We start from the raw sequence: 17059 nt of genomic DNA, 5'->3' as shown, positions 1-17059 counted from the left end.
CTGCAAGAGAGGGCTCCTTTGGAGCCCTTTTTTGTGCCTGATGGTTTGTCGCTTGACCTGCTTGCAGCTTGCAGCTTAAAACTTGCAGCCTCACCCGAAGGGGGGCTCCCATGATCACCAGCAAGCTGCCGAATGTCGGCACGACCATTTTCACCACCATGTCGCAACTCGCTGCCGAGACGGGCGCGCTCAACCTGTCCCAGGGCTTCCCCGACTTCAACGGCCCCCAAGGCTTGCTCGATGCAGTGGGCAAGCACGTTGCCAGCGGGCACAACCAATATTCGCCGATGACCGGCCTGCCGGCCCTGCGCCAGCAAGTGGCAGCCAAGATCGCCCGCAGCTATGGCGCCACCGTGAATGCCGACAGCGAAGTGACCATCACACCCGGCGCCACCGCCGCGATCTTCTGCGCCATCCAGGCGGTGATCCGCAGTGGTGATGAAGTCATCGTCTTCGACCCTTGCTACGACAGCTATGAGCCCTCGGTCGAGCTGGCCGGTGGTCGTTGTGTGCATGTGCAGTTGAGCCTGCAAGGCTTTGCGCTGGATTTTGAGCGGATCAAGGCGGCGCTGTCGCCGCGTACACGCATGATCATCCTCAACACCCCACACAACCCCACAGGCGCCCTGATCAGCCGCGCCGAGCTGGACCAGTTGGCCGAATTGATCCGCGACCGCGATATCTACCTGGTCAGCGATGAGGTCTACGAACACCTGGTGTTCGACGGTGTGCCTCACGTCAGCGTGCTGGCCCACGAAGAGTTGTACGCGCGCGCCTTCGTGGTCAGCTCCTTCGGCAAGACCTACCACGTCACCGGCTGGAAAACCGGCTACGTGGTTGCGCCACCGGCCCTTACGGCCGAACTGCGCAAGGTGCACCAGTACGTCAACTTTTGCGGCGTGACGCCGTTGCAGTTCGCCCTGGCTGACTTCATGGTCGAGCACCCGGAACATGTCGAGGAACTGCCGGCGTTCTACCAGGCCAAGCGTGACCTGTTCTGCGACTTGCTGGCGCCGTCGCGTTTCAGCTTTAGTCGCGTGGCCGGCACCTACTTCCAACTGGTGGATTACTCACAGATCCGCCCGGACCTGGATGACGTCGCCATGTCCCTGTGGATGACCCGCGAACACGGCGTGGCGACGATCCCGGTCTCGGTGTTCTACCAGAACCCACCGCAAGGCCAGCGCCTGGTGCGCCTGTGCTTTGCCAAACGCGAGGAGACGCTGCGCCAAGCAGCTGAAAAGCTATGCGTGATCTAAGTGCACTGCCGGACCTGAACATCGCCCTGATCCAGACCACCCTGGCCTGGCATGACCGCCAGGCCAACCTGGAACACTTCGAGCTGTTGCTGGAACAGGCCAGGGGCGCCGACCTGATCGTCTTGCCGGAGATGTTCACCACCGGTTTCTCCATGGAGTCCGCTGTCTTGGCCGAACCGGAGCACGGTCCGACCCATCACTGGCTCCAGGCCCAGGCGAAAAAATACAACGCCGTGATTACCGGCAGCGTGATTATCGAGGCCGCCGATGGCAGCCACCGCAACCGCTTGCTGTGGGCACGCCCGGACGGCGAGGTGTGGCACTACGACAAGCGCCACCTGTTCCGCATGGCCGGCGAGCACAATCACTACACGCCGGGCGAGCGTCAGGTGCAGTTCGAGTTGAAGGGCTGGCGCATTCGCCCGCTGATTTGCTACGACCTGCGCTTCCCGGTGTGGAGCCGCGATGCCCAGGACACGGACCTGCTGCTGTACACCGCCAACTGGCCCGGCGCACGGCGTTTGCATTGGAACCGCCTGTTGCCGGCGCGGGCCATCGAGAACCTGTGTTACGTGGCGGCGGTGAATCGGGTGGGCACGGATGGCAAGGGCTTTGCCTACACCGGGGACAGCCAGGTGTTGGATTTCCAGGGTGAGACCTTGCTCAGTGCGGGGGAAGCGGATGGCGTGTTCCAGGTGTGCCTGAATGCGGCGGAACTGGCGGCGTATCGCACCCGATTCCCGGCGAATCTGGATGCCGATACTTTTCAGTTTGTCTGACACACCGCTATCGCGGGCAAGCCCGCTCCCACATTTTGATTTGTGAACACGTTCAACTGTGGGAGCGGGCTTGCCCGCGATGAGGCCCTCACAGCCAACAAAAAAGGCCCCTGGATTCACACCCAGGGGCCTTTTCCATTCCAGCAGCCGCTTACGCCGCTTTCGCTTCCAACTGGCTCAACGAACGGTTCAGCGCACTGAACACCGCCTTGAAACTGGCCGTGGTGATGTTTTCATCAATGCCCACGCCATGCACCGGACGTTCACCGTTCACACGCAGTTCAATGTAGGCCGCCGCCTTGGCATTGGTGCCGGCGCCGATTGCGTGTTCGTTGTAGTCCATGATCTCGACCTTGATCGGCAAGGCAGCGACCAGCGCTTCCAGGGTGCCGTAGCCCTTGCCCTGCCAGCGCAGGTTGGTCTCGCCCTGGCCCTTGCCCGACACTTCCACTTCCACGCTGCTGTTGCCGTTCTCTTCCTGCAGACGATGGCTGACCAGCGCGTACGGGGTGTTGGCTTGCAGGTATTCACGCTGCAGCAAGGCGTAGATCTGTGGCGCGGTCATCTCCAGGCCCACGCGGTCGGTTTCGGCCTGGACCACCTGGCTGAACTCGATCTGCATGCGGCGCGGCAAGCTGATGTCGTATTCCTGCTCCAGCAGGTAGGCGATGCCGCCTTTGCCCGACTGGCTGTTCACACGGATCACCGCTTCGTAACTGCGGCCGATGTCGGCCGGGTCGATTGGCAAGTACGGCACTTCCCACAGGGCGTCGTCTTTCTGCTGGGCGAAGCCCTTGCGGATCGCGTCCTGGTGGGAGCCGGAGAAGGCGGTGTGCACCAGGTCGCCCACGTACGGGTGACGCGGGTGCACCTGGATCTGGTTGCACTCTTCGACGACTTTGCGCACGCCGTCGATATCGGAGAAGTCCAGCTGCGGGTCGAGGCCCTGGGTGTACATGTTCAGTGCCACGGTGACCAGGTCGACGTTACCGGTACGCTCGCCGTTGCCGAACAGGCAACCTTCGACACGGTCGGCGCCGGCCATCAGGCCCAGCTCGGTGGCGGCTACGCCGGTGCCACGGTCGTTGTGGGTGTGCAGGCTGATGATCACGCTGTCACGACGGTTGATATGGCGACCGAACCACTCGATCTGGTCGGCATAGATGTTCGGCGTGGCGCATTCAACCGTGGCTGGCAGGTTGAGGATCATCTTGTGCTCAGGCGTCGGGTTCCACACCTCGATCACCGCGTCACAGACTTCCTTGGCGAACTCCAGCTCAGTGGCGCTGAAGGTCTCCGGGGAATATTCGAAGGTCCACTGGGTCTCTGGCTGCTGGGCGGCATATTTGACGAACAGCTTGGCCGCGTTGACCGCGATGGCCTTGATGCCGTCCTTGTCCTGGTTGAACACGATGCGGCGGAACGACGGCGAAGTGGCGTTGTACAAGTGCACGATGGCCTTTTTCGCACCGCGCAGGGATTCAAAGGTGCGCGCGATCAAGTCTTCACGGCCCTGGGTCAGCACCTGGATGGTGGTGTCCGCGGGGATGTGGTTGTCTTCGATCAGGGTGCGCACGAAGTCAAAGTCGGTTTGCGACGCGGCCGGGAACGACGCTTCGATTTCCTTCACACCTACCGACACCAGGGTCTTCCAGAAACGCAGCTTCTTCGCGGCGTCCATCGGCTCGATCAGCGACTGGTTGCCATCACGCAGGTCGGAGCTGCACCAGATCGGCGCGGTGGTGATGGTTTTCGAAGGCCAGGTGCGATCCGGGATGTCGATGGTCGGGAACGCGCGGTACTTCGAAGACGGGTCTTTGAGCATGCTCATCGGGAAATCCTTTGTTTAGGGGCCGAAAAGAGGCGGCCTGCCGTGGAACTGTTATTGGGGACGAAGCTTGGGACGAGGCAGATCGATTCAGCCTGGCAGTCGTGCGCTGACAAGGCACAGGCTGCGGTGCTGGCGGAGCTGAATGAGGGTGTGAGAGGTTTTCATAAGCTCAACCCTAACCGCCGGGGTGAAAGATGGCAAGCAGTCGGGGAAAATTGAGATAAGTTCTGCTATTGGCGTAGAAAACAAGATTTTATGGTTGGAAATTGTCGCACGTCTCTTTTTTATTGCGCGCCATTTGGCTGGCGCGCAATCGAATCAATCAGGGTTGGAAGGCGCCGATAAAGATCGCCGGGTCGACCCGCGCATCGTTGAGGCTGACGTTCCAGTGCATATGCGGCCCCGTCGCACGGCCGGTCGCGCCGACTTTGCCCACCACGGCGCCGCGGGTCAGCTGATCACCGACTTTCACATCGATCTTCGACATATGGCAGAACATGCTGATAAAGCCCTGGCCGTGATCGACGAACACGGTGTTGCCGTTGAAGAAGTAGTTGCCCACCAGGATCACCTTGCCATTCGCCGGGGTCTTGATCGGCGTACCCGCCGGCACCGCGAAGTCCAGGCCGGAGTGGGGATTGCGCTCTTCACCGTTGAAGAACCGGCGCACACCGAACTTGCTCGACAGCGGCCCATTCACCGGTTTGTCCAGCACCAGGTTGCTGGGCAGGTTCGGGCTGAAACTGCGGTAAGCCTTGATCTGCACCGCCAGCTCCGCCTCGATGCGCTTGAGTTGCGCCGGCTCGGGGTTTACCTGGCTTTTGTTTTTCAAGGTGATGCGCTGTTCCGGGTACTTCTTGTAGCCGACGATAAACGGCAGGTTGCGCCCGCCACTGCTGAGGCGCTCGTTACCCGGCTTGACCGTCAGCGGGATGCCGACAATTGCCAGCCAGTTGTCCTGTTCCTTTACCACCAACACCGGTTTGCCTTGGTAGCTGGCCTTCGGTGCAGTTGCCGCCGGGCCCAGGTCGACGACGGCCACGCCACCCGGCACCGGCTTGTTCAAGGTGCGGGTGATGTAGCTGTCGGCGTGGGCGTTAACGGCAAGGCACAACAACATCAACAGGCTGAATAAACGTGGCATCAATCAATCCAATAACGAAAGGGTGACGGGCGTGAGGTGGTTGTCTTCCACCCGCACTTGCAGTTGGCCTTCACCGAGGCGTGCGGTCAGGCGCTGGCCGGTGTGGGTTTGCGCGGCATTGCGAATGGCCTGGCCGCGTTCGTCCAGCAGGATGCTGTAGCCGCGGCCGAGGGTCGCCAACGGGCTGACCACGTGCAGCGTCTGCACCTGGCTTTGCAGTTGCAGGCGGCGCGCCTTGAGGCCTTCGCGCATGGCGCGGGGCAGGCGTTCGGCAAGGCTGTCGAGGCGCTGGCGCAGCAGGGCCAGTTGGCGGCCGGGGTGTTGGCCGGCGAGGCGGGTTTCCAGGCGGATCAGGCGCTCGCGACGGGTATTGAGGCTGCGCTCGAAGGCGCGGCGCAGGCGCATGTCCAGGTCGTCCAGGCGCTGGGCTTGCTGGCGCAGGCGTTCGCCGGGATGGCGCAGGCGCCGGGACATGCCTTCCAGGCGCAGGCGGTCGTGGCTCAGGCGATTGCGCATCAGCATCACCAAGCGGCGATGCAGGTTCTCGACCTGGCGCACCAGATGGCTGGCGTCTGGCGCAAGCAGTTCGGCGGCGGCGGACGGGGTAGGGGCGCGCACGTCGGCGACAAAGTCGCTGATTGATACATCGGTTTCATGGCCGATGGCGCTGACGATGGGCGTAACGCACGCATCCACGGCACGGGCTACGGCTTCTTCGTTGAAGCACCAGAGGTCTTCCAGCGAACCGCCGCCACGGGCCAGGATCAAGGCGTCGAAACCCCGCGCGTCGGCCATTTTCAGCGCCCGCACGATCTGCGGGATCGCCTCGCGGCCTTGCACGGCCGTCGGGATCAGTGTCAGTTCAATGTTCGGCGCCCGGCGGCGGAACACGCTGATGATGTCGCGGATCACCGCGCCCGTCGGCGAACTGATAATGCCGATGCGCCGCGGATGGGCCGGCAGCGGCACCTTGCGTTCGGCGCTGAACAGGCCTTCGGCGCTGAGCTTTTCCTTCAACGCATCGAAGGCCAGGCGCAGCGCGCCATCACCGGCCGGTTCCACCGTATCGAGGATCAACTGGTAGTCGCCACGGCCCTCGAACAGCGAGACCTTGCCGCGCACCTTCACCGCCAGGCCGTCCTTCAAGGCTTGGCGCACCCGCGCGGCGTTATTGCGAAACAGTGCGCAACGCACTTGGGCGCCGCTGTCCTTGAGGGTGAAATACACGTGGCCGGAGGCCGGGCGGGCGAGGTTGGAGATCTCGCCTTCGACCCAGATATTGGTGAACACGTCTTCCAGCAACACCCGCGCGCGGCCGTTGAGCTGGCTGACAGTGAGGACTTCGCGGTCCAGGCCCAGGCGGGCGAACGGGTCTTTAATCATGAGCAGAGATCTTTAATCATGGGCGGCAGTTTATAGGCATTCCTGCAAGGTTTGGCAGAATTGCTCCACCAGTGCGCTGGGCGCTTGCGCACAGGCCAGGGCCACGGTGCTCAGGCAGTCGGGGTCGGCCAGCGGTAAAAAACACAGGTTGGCGGGGGCGATGTCCTGCATGGATTTTGGTAACAAGGCAATACCGAAGCCGGCCTGGATCAGCTGCAACTGGGTGGTCTTGCGTGACATCACCCGTGCGGCCTTGGGGAAAAATCCCGCACGCATGCACAACTCGGCCGACAGATAACTCAGGCCGCCGCGCTGAGGGTGGGGGATCGAGATAAACGCTTCGTCCTTGAGCTGTTCCAGTTCAATCGGCGCACTGCTGCTTGCCAGCGCATGGCTCGGCGGCACGGCCAGCAACACTTGCTCGCTATATAAAGGCGTTACACGCACGCCTTCGCGCTGGCGCAGCACCGGCAGGCGCAACAAGCCTACGTCCAGGCGGCCGTCGGCGATTTCTTCCAGTTGCGCTTCCGAGGACAGCTTGGCGATGTCCATCGACACGCCGGGGCAGCGTTCCAGCCAGGTGCTGATTCCTTGCAGCAACGCGCCGCTCATCGGCACGGTGCTCGAATGACTCAAGCGCAGTGTGCCGAGTTGGCCGTTGCCGACCTGCGTCGTCATCTCACTGGCTTTGATCAGCTCACTCAACAGATTGCGCGCCCGCGGGTAGAACGCTTCGCCCGCCGCTGTCAGCCGGGGCTGGCGCGCGGTGCGTTCGAACAGTGGGGTTTGCAGTTGGGTTTCCAGTTCCTTGATCTGCCGGCTCAGCGCCGATTGGGCGACAAACAAACGCTCGGCGGCGGCGCTGAAGCTGCCACTGTCGGCGATTTCGACGAAGTAGCGCAGTTGGCGGGTGGAGATCACGCGTCATGCCTTTTCGAGATAGGTGGAGGGCTTTGAAGATATTAGTCGCAACCCTCGCCGATGGCTAAAGTGAAGGTCATCTTTTTCAAGGAATAACCCATGGGCGCGGTTGAGCTATTGAGCCAGTGGTCGTTTGGCGGTGTGGATTGGCTGGTGATTGCCGTGGGCGTGGTGGTGGCCTACATCGTGTTTGGCATTGCGGGCTTTGGCACGGCGCTGGTGGCAGGGCCGATCCTGATTCTGTTCATGCCGCTGTCAAAAATCATCCCGTTGCTGGTGCTGCTGGATTTTGTCGCGGCCTTTGGCAACCTCCTGCAATCGCGGCGCGACGTGAACAAGCCCGAGCTGCTGAGGTTGCTGCCGTGCATGGCGATCGGTTGCAGCCTTGGCGTGGTGTTTTTGCTTAACCTGCATTCGGATGTGTTGTTGCTGCTGATGGGGCTGTTTATCAGTGCTTATGCGCTCTACAGCCTGCTGGTAAAAGCAAGGCCGGCGCAGTTGGCGGCGGGTTGGTCGATTCCCATGGGCACCGTGGGCGGGCTGTTTGGCGCACTGTTTGGCAGCGGCGGCTTTTTATATGCGATCTACCTGAACAGCCGTTTGCCCAAGGACGCGGCGCGGGCCACCCAAAGTGGGTTGATCAGTTGCAGCACGGTGGTGCGCTTGAGCCTGTTCCTGATGGCCGGGGTGTATGCGGATTTACCGTTGCTGATGTTGGCGTTGTGCCTGTTGCCAGCGATGGCTTTGGGGTTGTGGTTTGGGCGCAGGCTGACGATGCGCCTGTCGCGGGAGGCGTTTGTGCGGTTGGTGACGTGGTTGGTGCTGGCCAGTGGGCTAGCGTTGATTGGGCGGTATTTGAGTACTTGACCTGTGTGGGGCAGGGATTAAGCTGCCAGCCTTTAGGGCCTCATCGCGGGCAAGCCCGCTCCCACAGGGATTGCATTGCAACTGTGGGAGCGGGCTTGCCCGCGATGGCGCCAGTGGCCACACCGCAGGACTCCCATGAACTCCCAAAGCATCCTTGTCCCGAAAATCTCCACCTTGCCCGTCCACGAACCCCGCGCCCGGGCGATCGTGCGCTGGCTGGTGCGCAAGAACATCATCAAGGAAGAACTCACCACGTGCGGGCGCACCGGCAACCGCATGGGCTATGCCCTGGCCGACGGCGCCCGCGCCGTGGTGCTGCACCCGCAGGCGCTGCCGTTCAATGAGCCGATCAACGGCCTCGAGATCATCTACAAACGCTGCATCTACACGCCGGCCAAGGGCTTCCTTGAAGAAGCCGGCTGCCCGGAATGCCGCAAGGAAGTCGGCGAGGCGCTGTTCGACAGCCTGGAAGACTGGATGCCTGGCCACACCGACAACTTCACCTGCCCGCTGTGTGGGCATGAAGACGACATCAACGGTTTCCTGTTCCTGCAGGAGTGCGGCTTTTCCAACCTGGGCTTCATCTTCAACAACTGGGCGGAGGCGGGGTTCAAGCAGAGCTTTATCGACGAATTCGCCGATTGGCTGGACCAGAAGATGAGTTGGGTCAAAGTCGAACTCTAATCCTGATCGTTCCCACGCTCCGCGTGGGAATGCCGCTCTGGACGCTCCGCGTCCCGCCGCTCACAGGGCGAACTTTAATCCATCTATCAGTATTACCAAGTTTGTCAGAGTTTTACATTGAGCCCGGCAGGGCGCATGTATATAATGGCGCGCTTCCATTTTCCCGCTCGGGAGCCCCCGCGATGCTGCGTATCAGCCAAGAAGCTCTGACATTCGACGACATTCTCCTAGTGCCCGGTTATTCCGAGGTGCTTCCTAACGAAGTCAGTCTCAAGACCCGCCTAACCCGTGGCATCGAGCTGAATATTCCTCTGGTTTCCGCTGCCATGGACACCGTCACCGAAGCCCGTTTGGCAATCGCCATGGCTCAGGAAGGCGGCATTGGCATCATCCACAAGAACATGACCATCGAGCAGCAAGCTGCCGAAGTGCGCAAGGTCAAGCGTTACGAAGCCGGTGTGGTCAAAGATCCCATCACTATCGAAGCCGACGCCACCGTGCGTGACCTGTTCGACCTGACCCGCCTGCACAACATCTCCGGTGTTCCGGTGCTGCATGATGGCGACCTGGTCGGCATCGTCACTTCCCGTGACGTGCGTTTCGAAAACCGTCTTGAAGTCACCGTCCGTGAAGTGATGACGCCGAAAGAGCGTCTGGTCACTGTCAAGGAAGGCGCCGACAAGAACGACGTGCGCGAACTGCTGCACAAGCACCGCATCGAGCGCGTGCTGATCGTCGACGACAAATTCGCCCTTAAAGGCATGATGACCGTCAACGACATTGAAAAAGCCAAGGCTTACCCGCTGGCCAGCAAGGATGACCAAGGTCGTCTGCGCGTTGGCGCTGCGGTCGGCACCGGTAAAGACACCGGCGACCGCGTTGCCGCCCTGGTCGCTGCCGGCGTTGACGTGGTGGTGGTCGACACCGCCCACGGTCACTCCAAAGGCGTGATCGACCGCGTGCGTTGGGTCAAGCAGAACTTCCCTGAAGTGCAAGTGATCGGCGGCAACATTGCCACCGGCGCTGCCGCCAAGGCCCTGGCCGAAGCGGGCGCGGATGCGGTCAAGGTCGGTATCGGCCCTGGCTCGATCTGCACCACCCGTATCGTTGCCGGTGTGGGCGTGCCGCAAATCAGCGCCATCGCCAACGTGGCGGCTGCCCTTGAAGGCACCGGCGTACCATTGATCGCCGACGGCGGCATCCGTTTCTCCGGTGACCTGTCCAAGGCCATCGTTGCCGGTGCTTCCTGCGTGATGATGGGCTCGATGTTCGCCGGTACTGAAGAAGCACCAGGCGAGATCGAACTGTTCCAGGGCCGTTCGTACAAGGCTTACCGTGGCATGGGTTCGCTGGGCGCCATGTCCCAGGCGCAAGGTTCCTCCGACCGTTACTTCCAGGACTCCTCGGCAGGCGCCGAGAAACTCGTCCCGGAAGGCATCGAAGGCCGCGTGCCGTACAAAGGCACCCTGAGCGCGATCATCCACCAACTGATGGGCGGCCTGCGTTCCTCGATGGGTTACACCGGCAGCGCCGACATCGAAGAAATGCGCACCAAGCCAGAGTTCGTGCGGATCACCGGCGCCGGCATGGCTGAATCCCATGTCCACGACGTGCAGATCACCAAGGAAGCGCCAAACTACCGCGTAGGTTGATGCTTTCTGCATACGTTAAGTAACCGGGGCTGTTTTCAGCCCCGAGTTGTTTCTGAATTACATAGACGAGACTGACTCCATGGCCCTCGACATTCACGCCCACCGCATCCTGATCCTCGACTTCGGTTCCCAGTACACCCAGCTGATCGCCCGCCGCGTGCGTGAAATCGGCGTGTACTGCGAACTGCATCCGTTCGACATGGACGACGAAGCGATCCGCGAATTCGCACCCAAAGGCGTCATCCTCGCCGGTGGCCCCGAGTCCGTGCACGAAGCCAACAGCCCGCGTTGCCCGCAAGCCGTATTCGACCTGGGCGTGCCCGTCTTCGGTATCTGCTACGGCATGCAGACCATGGCCGAGCAACTGGGCGGCAAGGTTGAAGGTTCCGAGCTGCGTGAGTTCGGTTATGCCCGTGTCGACGTGGTCGGCAAGAGCCGCCTGCTGGACGGCATCGAAGACCACGTTGACGCCGACGGCCTGTTCGGCCTCGACGTGTGGATGAGCCACGGTGACAAGGTCACCAGGATGCCGGAAGACTTCCACATCCTGGCCAGCACCCCGAGCTGCCCGATCGCCGGCATGTTCAGCGACGAGCGTCGCTACTACGGCGTGCAGTTCCACCCGGAAGTGACCCACACCAAGCAAGGCGGGCGCATCCTGTCGCGCTTCATCCTCGACATCTGCGAGTGTGAAGCCCTGTGGACCCCGTCGAAAATCGCTGAAGATGCCATCGCCCAGGTGCGCGCCCAGGTCGGCACCGACAACGTACTGCTGGGCCTGTCCGGCGGCGTTGACTCCTCGGTAGTGGCTGCCCTGCTGCACAAAGCCATTGGCGACCAACTGACCTGCGTCTTCGTCGACAACGGCCTGCTGCGCCTGCACGAAGGCGAGCAAGTGATGGCCATGTTCGCCGAGAACATGGGCGTCAAGGTGATCCGCGCCAACGCCGAGGACCAGTTCCTCAACAACCTGGCCGGCGAGTCCGACCCAGAGAAGAAGCGCAAGATCATCGGTCGCACCTTCATCGACGTATTCGATGCCCAGTCCAACAGCCTGGACAACATCAAGTACCTCGCCCAGGGCACCATCTACCCTGACGTGATCGAGTCGGCTGGCGCCAAGAGCGGCAAGGCCCACGTGATCAAGTCCCACCACAACGTGGGTGGCCTGCCTGAGGAAATGAACCTCAAGCTGGTAGAACCGCTGCGCGAACTGTTCAAGGACGAAGTCCGCCGTCTGGGCCTGGAACTGGGCTTGCCGTACGACATGGTCTACCGCCACCCATTCCCGGGCCCGGGCCTGGGCGTGCGCATCCTGGGTGAAGTGAAGAAGGAATACGCCGACCTGCTGCGTCGCGCCGACCACATCTTCATCGAAGAACTGCGCAAGGCCGACTGGTACCACAAGGTCAGCCAGGCATTCGTGGTGTTCCAGCCAGTGAAATCCGTTGGCGTTGTCGGCGATGGCCGTCGTTACGCATGGGTCGTGGCCCTGCGTGCCGTAGAAACCATCGACTTCATGACCGCTCGTTGGGCACACCTGCCGTACGAACTGCTGGAAACGGTCAGCGGCCGTATCATCAATGAGATCGAAGGCATTTCGCGCGTGACGTATGACGTGTCGAGCAAGCCGCCGGCGACGATTGAGTGGGAATGATCCTGCGTTAGCAGGTGATTGCTGAATGACAAAACCCCGGCCTGGTGCCGGGGTTTTGTCATTTGTGGCTAGAAGAACTCGTCGAGCAGGCAGTAGAACTTCATGCGCTGCTCGTCGGGCTCGACACCGTAGCGCTCAAAGAAGGGTTTCACCCACGCCTGGCCAAGCTCGCGTTCGATGCTCTGGGCGGCTAGGGCCAAGTCTTGATGGCGGTCACTGACGCCCAGCCGTGCACAGTCGATGAAACCGCTGAAGCGCCCGTCTGCCGCCATGAAGTTCGGCAAGTAGGCATCGCCGTGGGTTACCACCCGATCATGGGTGGTGGGCTGAGTCGCCAACAGTTCTGCAAACACTTCCTCCGCGCTTTGCCCCAATCGCTCGTCGTCGAAGTCGCTGCCGTCCACCAACCCTGCACGAATATTCTCCTGGGCACGTGGGATACGTACTTTAAGGGAATGATCGAATGGGCAAAGCGCAACGGGCACTTGGTGCAAGGTACGCAGGGCCGTTGCCAGGATGTCGATGATCTGCGCGGCAGAAAGCTCGCTGGCGCTGGCCAGGTCCTGTCCGGGTACGGCAGTCATCAGCAGCCAATGGCGATGGTCTTCTGTCACTTCATCGATAACCACGGGCGCAGGCAGATTCATTTGCCGCAGCCAGCGAAGGCGCTCGATTTCGTCTGCCAGCTCACCCAGTTCGTCAACGGGCTCGGACTTCAGGAACAGATCCGTGTTGTCGTCCAGGCGCAGGCGGAAGACGTCGGCGCGCGACTCGCCGATGGTCTGCTGCTCGATGAGTGCATGGGGGTGTTGGTCACGCCATTTTTTCGGAATGTTCACGATGCTTCTTTCCTATTGATACCCATACAAGCTCTACTTCAAGCCGAAACCCTGAGCCTGGCGTCGTATGCAAATAAAAGACTATTCAAGTTTAAATGCATTGTATATGGTGCATAAGTTGATCTTTATCTATTTTGCATTGTATAGGATGCATTTTGCATGGGCGATTTGGGAGCATTGATCAAGGGACTGCGCAAGGCTGCCGGTCTTACTCAGAGCCAGCTCGCGCAACGGCATGGCATGAGTCGCGCGACCATCTCGGGGATTGAGAACAATACCATTCCAGAAGTGGGTATTCGAAAAGTCGCAGCGATTCTTGAGGGCTTGGGGTATGAGTTGACTGCCATTCCCATGCGTCGGCGCAAGACCCTTGATGAGCTGAAATCGGGAAACATCCATGACGAGTCAAAGTGAACGGCTGTATATCGGTGCAGGCGGTGTTCCGGCTGGAATACTCGGACGCAGTGAGGCCGACCGGCGCGATTCGGTTTTCTCGTACAACGACACGGTCGGCGAAGAGAATGCTGTTTCCCTGACCATGCCGGTGCGCCTGGAGAGTTACAACTGGGAGTATGGGGTTCATCCTCTGTTCGAGATGCACATCCCTGAGGGGCATCTCAAGGACGAGCTTGTGCGGCGCTTTAGCAAGTCTGTGCGCGGCTTTGACGACTTCGCACTGCTGGGCATTGTGGGCCCGCATCAACTGGGTCGTATCAGTGTTGCCCATGACGCGGGGGGCGAGTCATTGCCAGAGGTCAAACTCTCCGAGCTGTTGGTGTATGACGGCGCCAAAGACCTGTTCGACGACCTTCTGAAAACCTACGCCGCCTACTCGGGGGTGTCGGGTGTTCAACCCAAGGTGTTGGTACGCGACCTTGACGACATGGGCGCTGGCATTGAGCATCTCACCCATCGAGGCGCGACGCACTTGGTGAAGGCGTTCAACGAAGCTGACTTTCCACAATTGGCGGCCAATGAGTTTTTCTGCATGCGGGCTGCATTCCATTGTGGCCTTGAGGTGCCTGAGTTCCAGCTCAGCCAGCAGGGGAAATTTCTGGTGGTGAAGCGGTTCGATATCGGTGAAGACGCCTACCTCGGATTTGAGGATATGTGTGTTTTATCTGGATGGGGAACCGCAAAGAAATACGACGGCAGCTACCAGGGATGCGCGAAGCTGATCAGGTCATTTGTCACGCCCAGCCGTATCGCCGGAACGCTGGAAGACTTCTTCCTGATGGTGGCGCTGTCTGCGGGCATCCAGAACGGTGACGCCCACCTGAAAAACTACGGCCTGTTGTACGAGAATTGCGCCGAGGACGCGGACGTTTGGCTAGCACCGGCTTACGATCTGGTGACCACCACCGTGTACAGCAGCAACGACATCATGGGCTTGCTGCTCGGCGGTTCGAAGGCTTGGCCCAAGCGCAAGATGCTGGTCCAGTTCGGGCGCAGTTCGTGCAGTTTGTCTGAGGCGCGCTGCAATGAACTGCTGGCCAGAGTGCAAGAGGGCATGACTCACGCGATGGCAGAGCTTTCAGCGTATCAACTTACTCACCCAGCGTTCGCGGTGGTCGGGGAGAAGATGACTGCTGCGTGGACGGCAGGGCTGGCCAAGAGTATCGCAGTGCAATGATCCTCCCGGTTTATGCTTATCGCCGCGCAATATCCGAAAAGTAAAACTTATCCAACGTATGCCGCGACTCGGTGTACTCGAACTGCCGCCCATCCTGCAAAAACGTCTGGTTACTCACCACGATCACATGGCTTTGCCCTTCAAGGTCGAGGTGCGCCTGGTCGTCCTTGCTGCGGGGCAGGGCTTCGATGGTGCGTTGGGCGTAGGCAATTTGCAGTTGCAGGGTCTGTTCGATAAACGCGTAGATCGACTGCTCGGCAATCTCGCGGTCCAGCCCCGGAATCAGCTCGGCGACGAAGTGGTTGATGTCGAGGATCACCCGTTTGCCACCAATGCGCCGCACCCGCTTGATACGGGTAATCAGGGTGCCCGGCTCGGCTTCGATATGTTGCTGCAGTGAGCCTTCCAGTGGGAACTGGGTAAATTCCACCACTTCGGTACGTACGTCATCGCCCAGGTCGGCGTGGGTTTCGTAGAAGCTGACGATGCCGCCCAGTTGAAACTCGATGGGGTTGGGCGACAACACGAACGTGCCCTTGCCGTGGATCTTTTGCGCGAACCCACGCTCCTGCAATTGCTCGATGGCCCGACGCACGGTGCCGCGGCTGGCCTGGTAGCTGTGCATCAGTTCGGTTTCGGAGGGAAGGCGCGTGCCGCGTTGCAGGCGTTCGGTAGTGATGCTGGCAAGCAGATCCGTGTAGATCTGGTTGTATTTGCTCATGGGGATGGCTCTGTGCCTTTGCGTTCAGGCAGGAACCTTAGTGGCATGGCTAGGGTTTGTCCATTCGACCTACAGTCAGTCAGGTCCTACACGGAATAAACTTTTTCAAACTCGTCTGTACGAGTTGTTGCTTTAACTCGTACAGACGAGTACTTTTGCCCTCGGCGTGCTGCCAATGACTGCCCCCAAATAAAAAAATCAAAGTGGAAACCAAGCATGAGCCACGACTATCCGAATATTGCCCGCGAGATCCTCGAACACCTCGGCGGCAGCGACAACCTTGAGCAAGCCGCCCACTGCGTGACGCGCCTGCGCCTGGCGCTCAAGGACCCGAGTCTGGTCAACAGCAGCGCGCTGAACCAGGTCGATCTGGTCAAGGGCTCGTTCTTTACCGGTGGCCTGTTCCAGGTGGTCATCGGCCCGGGCGAAGTGGAAAAGGTCTACGCCGCCCTGCGCGAACAGACCGGCCTCGCCGCTGCCACCATCGCCGATGTAAAGAAGAAGGGCGCCGACAAGACCAACGCCATGCAGCGTCTGGTGCGGGTCTTTTCCGATGTGTTCATGCCGATCCTGCCCGCGCTGATCATCGCCGGCCTGTTGATGGGCGTGAACAACCTGATGGGCGCCAAGGGCATGTTCATCGAGGGCCAGACGCTGCTGGAGGCGTACCCGAACCTCGACGGCCTGTGGAGCCTGATCAACCTGATGGCCAACACCTCGTTTGTGTTCCTGCCGGCGCTGGTGGGCTGGTCGGCGGCCAAGCGGTTTGGCGGCAGTGAAATCCTCGGCATCGTGCTCGGCCTGATGCTGGTGCACCCGGACCTGCTCAACGCCTGGAACTACGGCAAGGCGGTCGCCGGCCTCGACGGCCAGAGCCTGCCGTACTTCGATATCTTCGGCTGGTTCAAGATCGAAAAAGTCGGCTACCAGGGGCAGATCCTGCCGATCCTGATGGCCGCCTATGTGATGAGCGTCATCGAGAAATGGCTGCGGGCGCGGGTGCCCAATGCGATCCAGCTGCTGGTCGTGCCCATCACCACCATCGTGGTTACCGGTGTGCTGGCGCTGGCGATCATCGGCCCGGTGACCCGTCACCTCGGCATCCTGATCACCGAAGGCGTGGTCACCCTGTTCGACCTGGCGCCGATGGTCGGCGGGGCGATTTTCGGCCTGCTGTATGCACCGCTGGTGATCACCGGCATGCACCACATGTTCCTCGCCGTGGACCTGCAACTGATCTCCACCCAGGGCGGCACCTTTATCTGGCCGATGATCGTCATGTCCAACCTGGCCCAGGGCAGCGCCGCGCTCGGCGTGTTCTACATGACCCGCAATGCACGGGACAAAAGCATGGCGTCCACCTCGGCGATTTCCGCGTATTTCGGCATCACCGAGCCGGCGATGTTCGGCGTGAACCTGCGCTTCAAGTTTCCGTTCTATGCCGCGCTGCTGGGCTCGGCGCTGGGCAGTATCTTCCTGTCGCTGAACAAGGTGCAGGCGTCGGCCATCGGGGTCGGTGGCTTGCCTGGGTTTATCTCGATCATCCCGCAGTACATCCCGAGCTTTGTGATCGGGATGGTGATTGCGATCGTGGTGCCGTTTGTTTTGACCTGTGGGTTGAGCATGAAGATTGTTCGGCCTGGGTACAGGGTTGCCTGATCTATCGCTATCGCAGGCAAGCCAGCTCCC

General features: G+C 60.8%; 15 protein-coding genes. 9 read left to right on the top strand and 6 right to left on the bottom strand.

Going from position 1 to position 17059, the window contains the following annotated elements; genetic code table 11:
• The first annotated feature begins 110 nt into the window (after positions 1-110).
• Positions 111-1259, top strand: a complete 1149-nt coding sequence (locus tag B348_RS0114565) for a pyridoxal phosphate-dependent aminotransferase (RefSeq protein WP_017736814.1) — start codon at positions 111-113, stop codon at positions 1257-1259.
• On the top strand, positions 1247-2038 hold the full coding sequence (locus B348_RS0114560; RefSeq protein ID WP_017736813.1) for an amidohydrolase: 792 nt from the start codon (positions 1247-1249) through the stop codon (positions 2036-2038). Before B348_RS0114565 ends, B348_RS0114560 begins: the two co-directional genes overlap by 13 nt.
• A 151-nt stretch (positions 2039-2189) precedes the next feature.
• Here the strand turns inward: B348_RS0114560 and leuA are convergent, their stop codons facing one another.
• From leuA to B348_RS0114540, 4 genes are all read right to left on the bottom strand, one after another.
• Positions 2190-3869: a 2-isopropylmalate synthase gene (leuA, locus tag B348_RS0114555; RefSeq protein ID WP_017736812.1), complete on the bottom strand. Its 1680-nt coding sequence runs from the start codon at positions 3867-3869 to the stop codon at positions 2190-2192.
• Between the two features lie 322 nt (positions 3870-4191).
• A complete protein-coding gene (locus B348_RS0114550) occupies positions 4192-5013 on the bottom strand; it encodes a M23 family metallopeptidase (protein WP_017736811.1) in 822 nt (273 codons plus the stop codon).
• A 3-nt stretch (positions 5014-5016) separates the two neighbouring features.
• Positions 5017-6396: an exodeoxyribonuclease VII large subunit gene (xseA, locus tag B348_RS0114545; protein WP_017736810.1), complete on the bottom strand. Its 1380-nt coding sequence runs from the start codon at positions 6394-6396 to the stop codon at positions 5017-5019.
• A gap of 30 nt (positions 6397-6426) precedes the next feature.
• Entirely contained in the window at positions 6427-7317 is an 891-nt protein-coding gene (locus B348_RS0114540; protein WP_017736809.1) for a LysR family transcriptional regulator, read from the bottom strand.
• 99 nt (positions 7318-7416) lie between these two features.
• Here B348_RS0114540 and B348_RS0114535 point away from each other — a divergent pair, with 99 nt between their 5' ends.
• From B348_RS0114535 to guaA, 4 genes are all read left to right on the top strand, one after another.
• Positions 7417-8184 carry a sulfite exporter TauE/SafE family protein gene (locus B348_RS0114535; protein ID WP_017736808.1) on the top strand — a complete coding sequence of 256 codons (768 nt, stop codon included), beginning with the start codon at positions 7417-7419 and terminating at the stop codon, positions 8182-8184.
• A 135-nt stretch (positions 8185-8319) separates the two neighbouring features.
• Positions 8320-8868: a hypothetical protein gene (locus B348_RS0114530; protein WP_017736807.1), complete on the top strand. Its 549-nt coding sequence runs from the start codon at positions 8320-8322 to the stop codon at positions 8866-8868.
• Between the two features lie 182 nt (positions 8869-9050).
• A complete protein-coding gene (gene guaB / locus B348_RS0114525; protein ID WP_017478674.1) occupies positions 9051-10520 on the top strand; it encodes an IMP dehydrogenase in 1470 nt (489 codons plus the stop codon).
• Positions 10521-10599: 79 nt separating this feature from the next.
• The gene (guaA, locus tag B348_RS0114520) at positions 10600-12177 is read left to right on the top strand and encodes a glutamine-hydrolyzing GMP synthase (RefSeq protein WP_017736806.1); all 1578 of its coding nucleotides are present in this window, start codon (positions 10600-10602) and stop codon (positions 12175-12177) included.
• 68 nt (positions 12178-12245) lie between these two features.
• On the opposite strand, the gene B348_RS0114515 is transcribed toward guaA, so the two are convergent.
• Complete coding sequence (locus B348_RS0114515; protein ID WP_017736805.1) at positions 12246-13016, bottom strand: APH(3')-II family aminoglycoside O-phosphotransferase; 771 nt, start codon at positions 13014-13016, stop codon at positions 12246-12248.
• A gap of 159 nt (positions 13017-13175) precedes the next feature.
• Here B348_RS0114515 and B348_RS0114510 point away from each other — a divergent pair, with 159 nt between their 5' ends.
• A complete protein-coding gene (locus B348_RS0114510) occupies positions 13176-13430 on the top strand; it encodes a helix-turn-helix transcriptional regulator (RefSeq protein ID WP_017736804.1) in 255 nt (84 codons plus the stop codon).
• The gene (locus B348_RS0114505; RefSeq protein ID WP_017736803.1) at positions 13414-14649 is read left to right on the top strand and encodes a type II toxin-antitoxin system HipA family toxin; all 1236 of its coding nucleotides are present in this window, start codon (positions 13414-13416) and stop codon (positions 14647-14649) included. The genes B348_RS0114510 and B348_RS0114505 overlap by 17 nt, the downstream gene beginning before the upstream one ends.
• Before the next feature lie 16 nt (positions 14650-14665).
• Here the strand turns inward: B348_RS0114505 and treR are convergent, their stop codons facing one another.
• On the bottom strand, positions 14666-15370 hold the full coding sequence (gene treR / locus B348_RS0114500) for a trehalose operon repressor (RefSeq protein ID WP_017736802.1): 705 nt from the start codon (positions 15368-15370) through the stop codon (positions 14666-14668).
• A 216-nt stretch (positions 15371-15586) separates the two neighbouring features.
• Between treR and treP the strand changes: the two genes are divergently transcribed.
• A complete protein-coding gene (gene treP / locus B348_RS0114495; RefSeq protein WP_017736801.1) occupies positions 15587-17029 on the top strand; it encodes a PTS system trehalose-specific EIIBC component in 1443 nt (480 codons plus the stop codon).
• The last annotated feature ends 30 nt before the right edge of the window (positions 17030-17059 follow it).

Origin of the sequence: Pseudomonas sp. CBZ-4, from assembly GCF_000346755.1 — a bacterium.
Classification (GTDB): domain Bacteria; phylum Pseudomonadota; class Gammaproteobacteria; order Pseudomonadales; family Pseudomonadaceae; genus Aquipseudomonas.
Note: the sequence above shows the minus strand (reverse complement) of the source record. Positions and strands in the feature narration are given on the sequence as shown.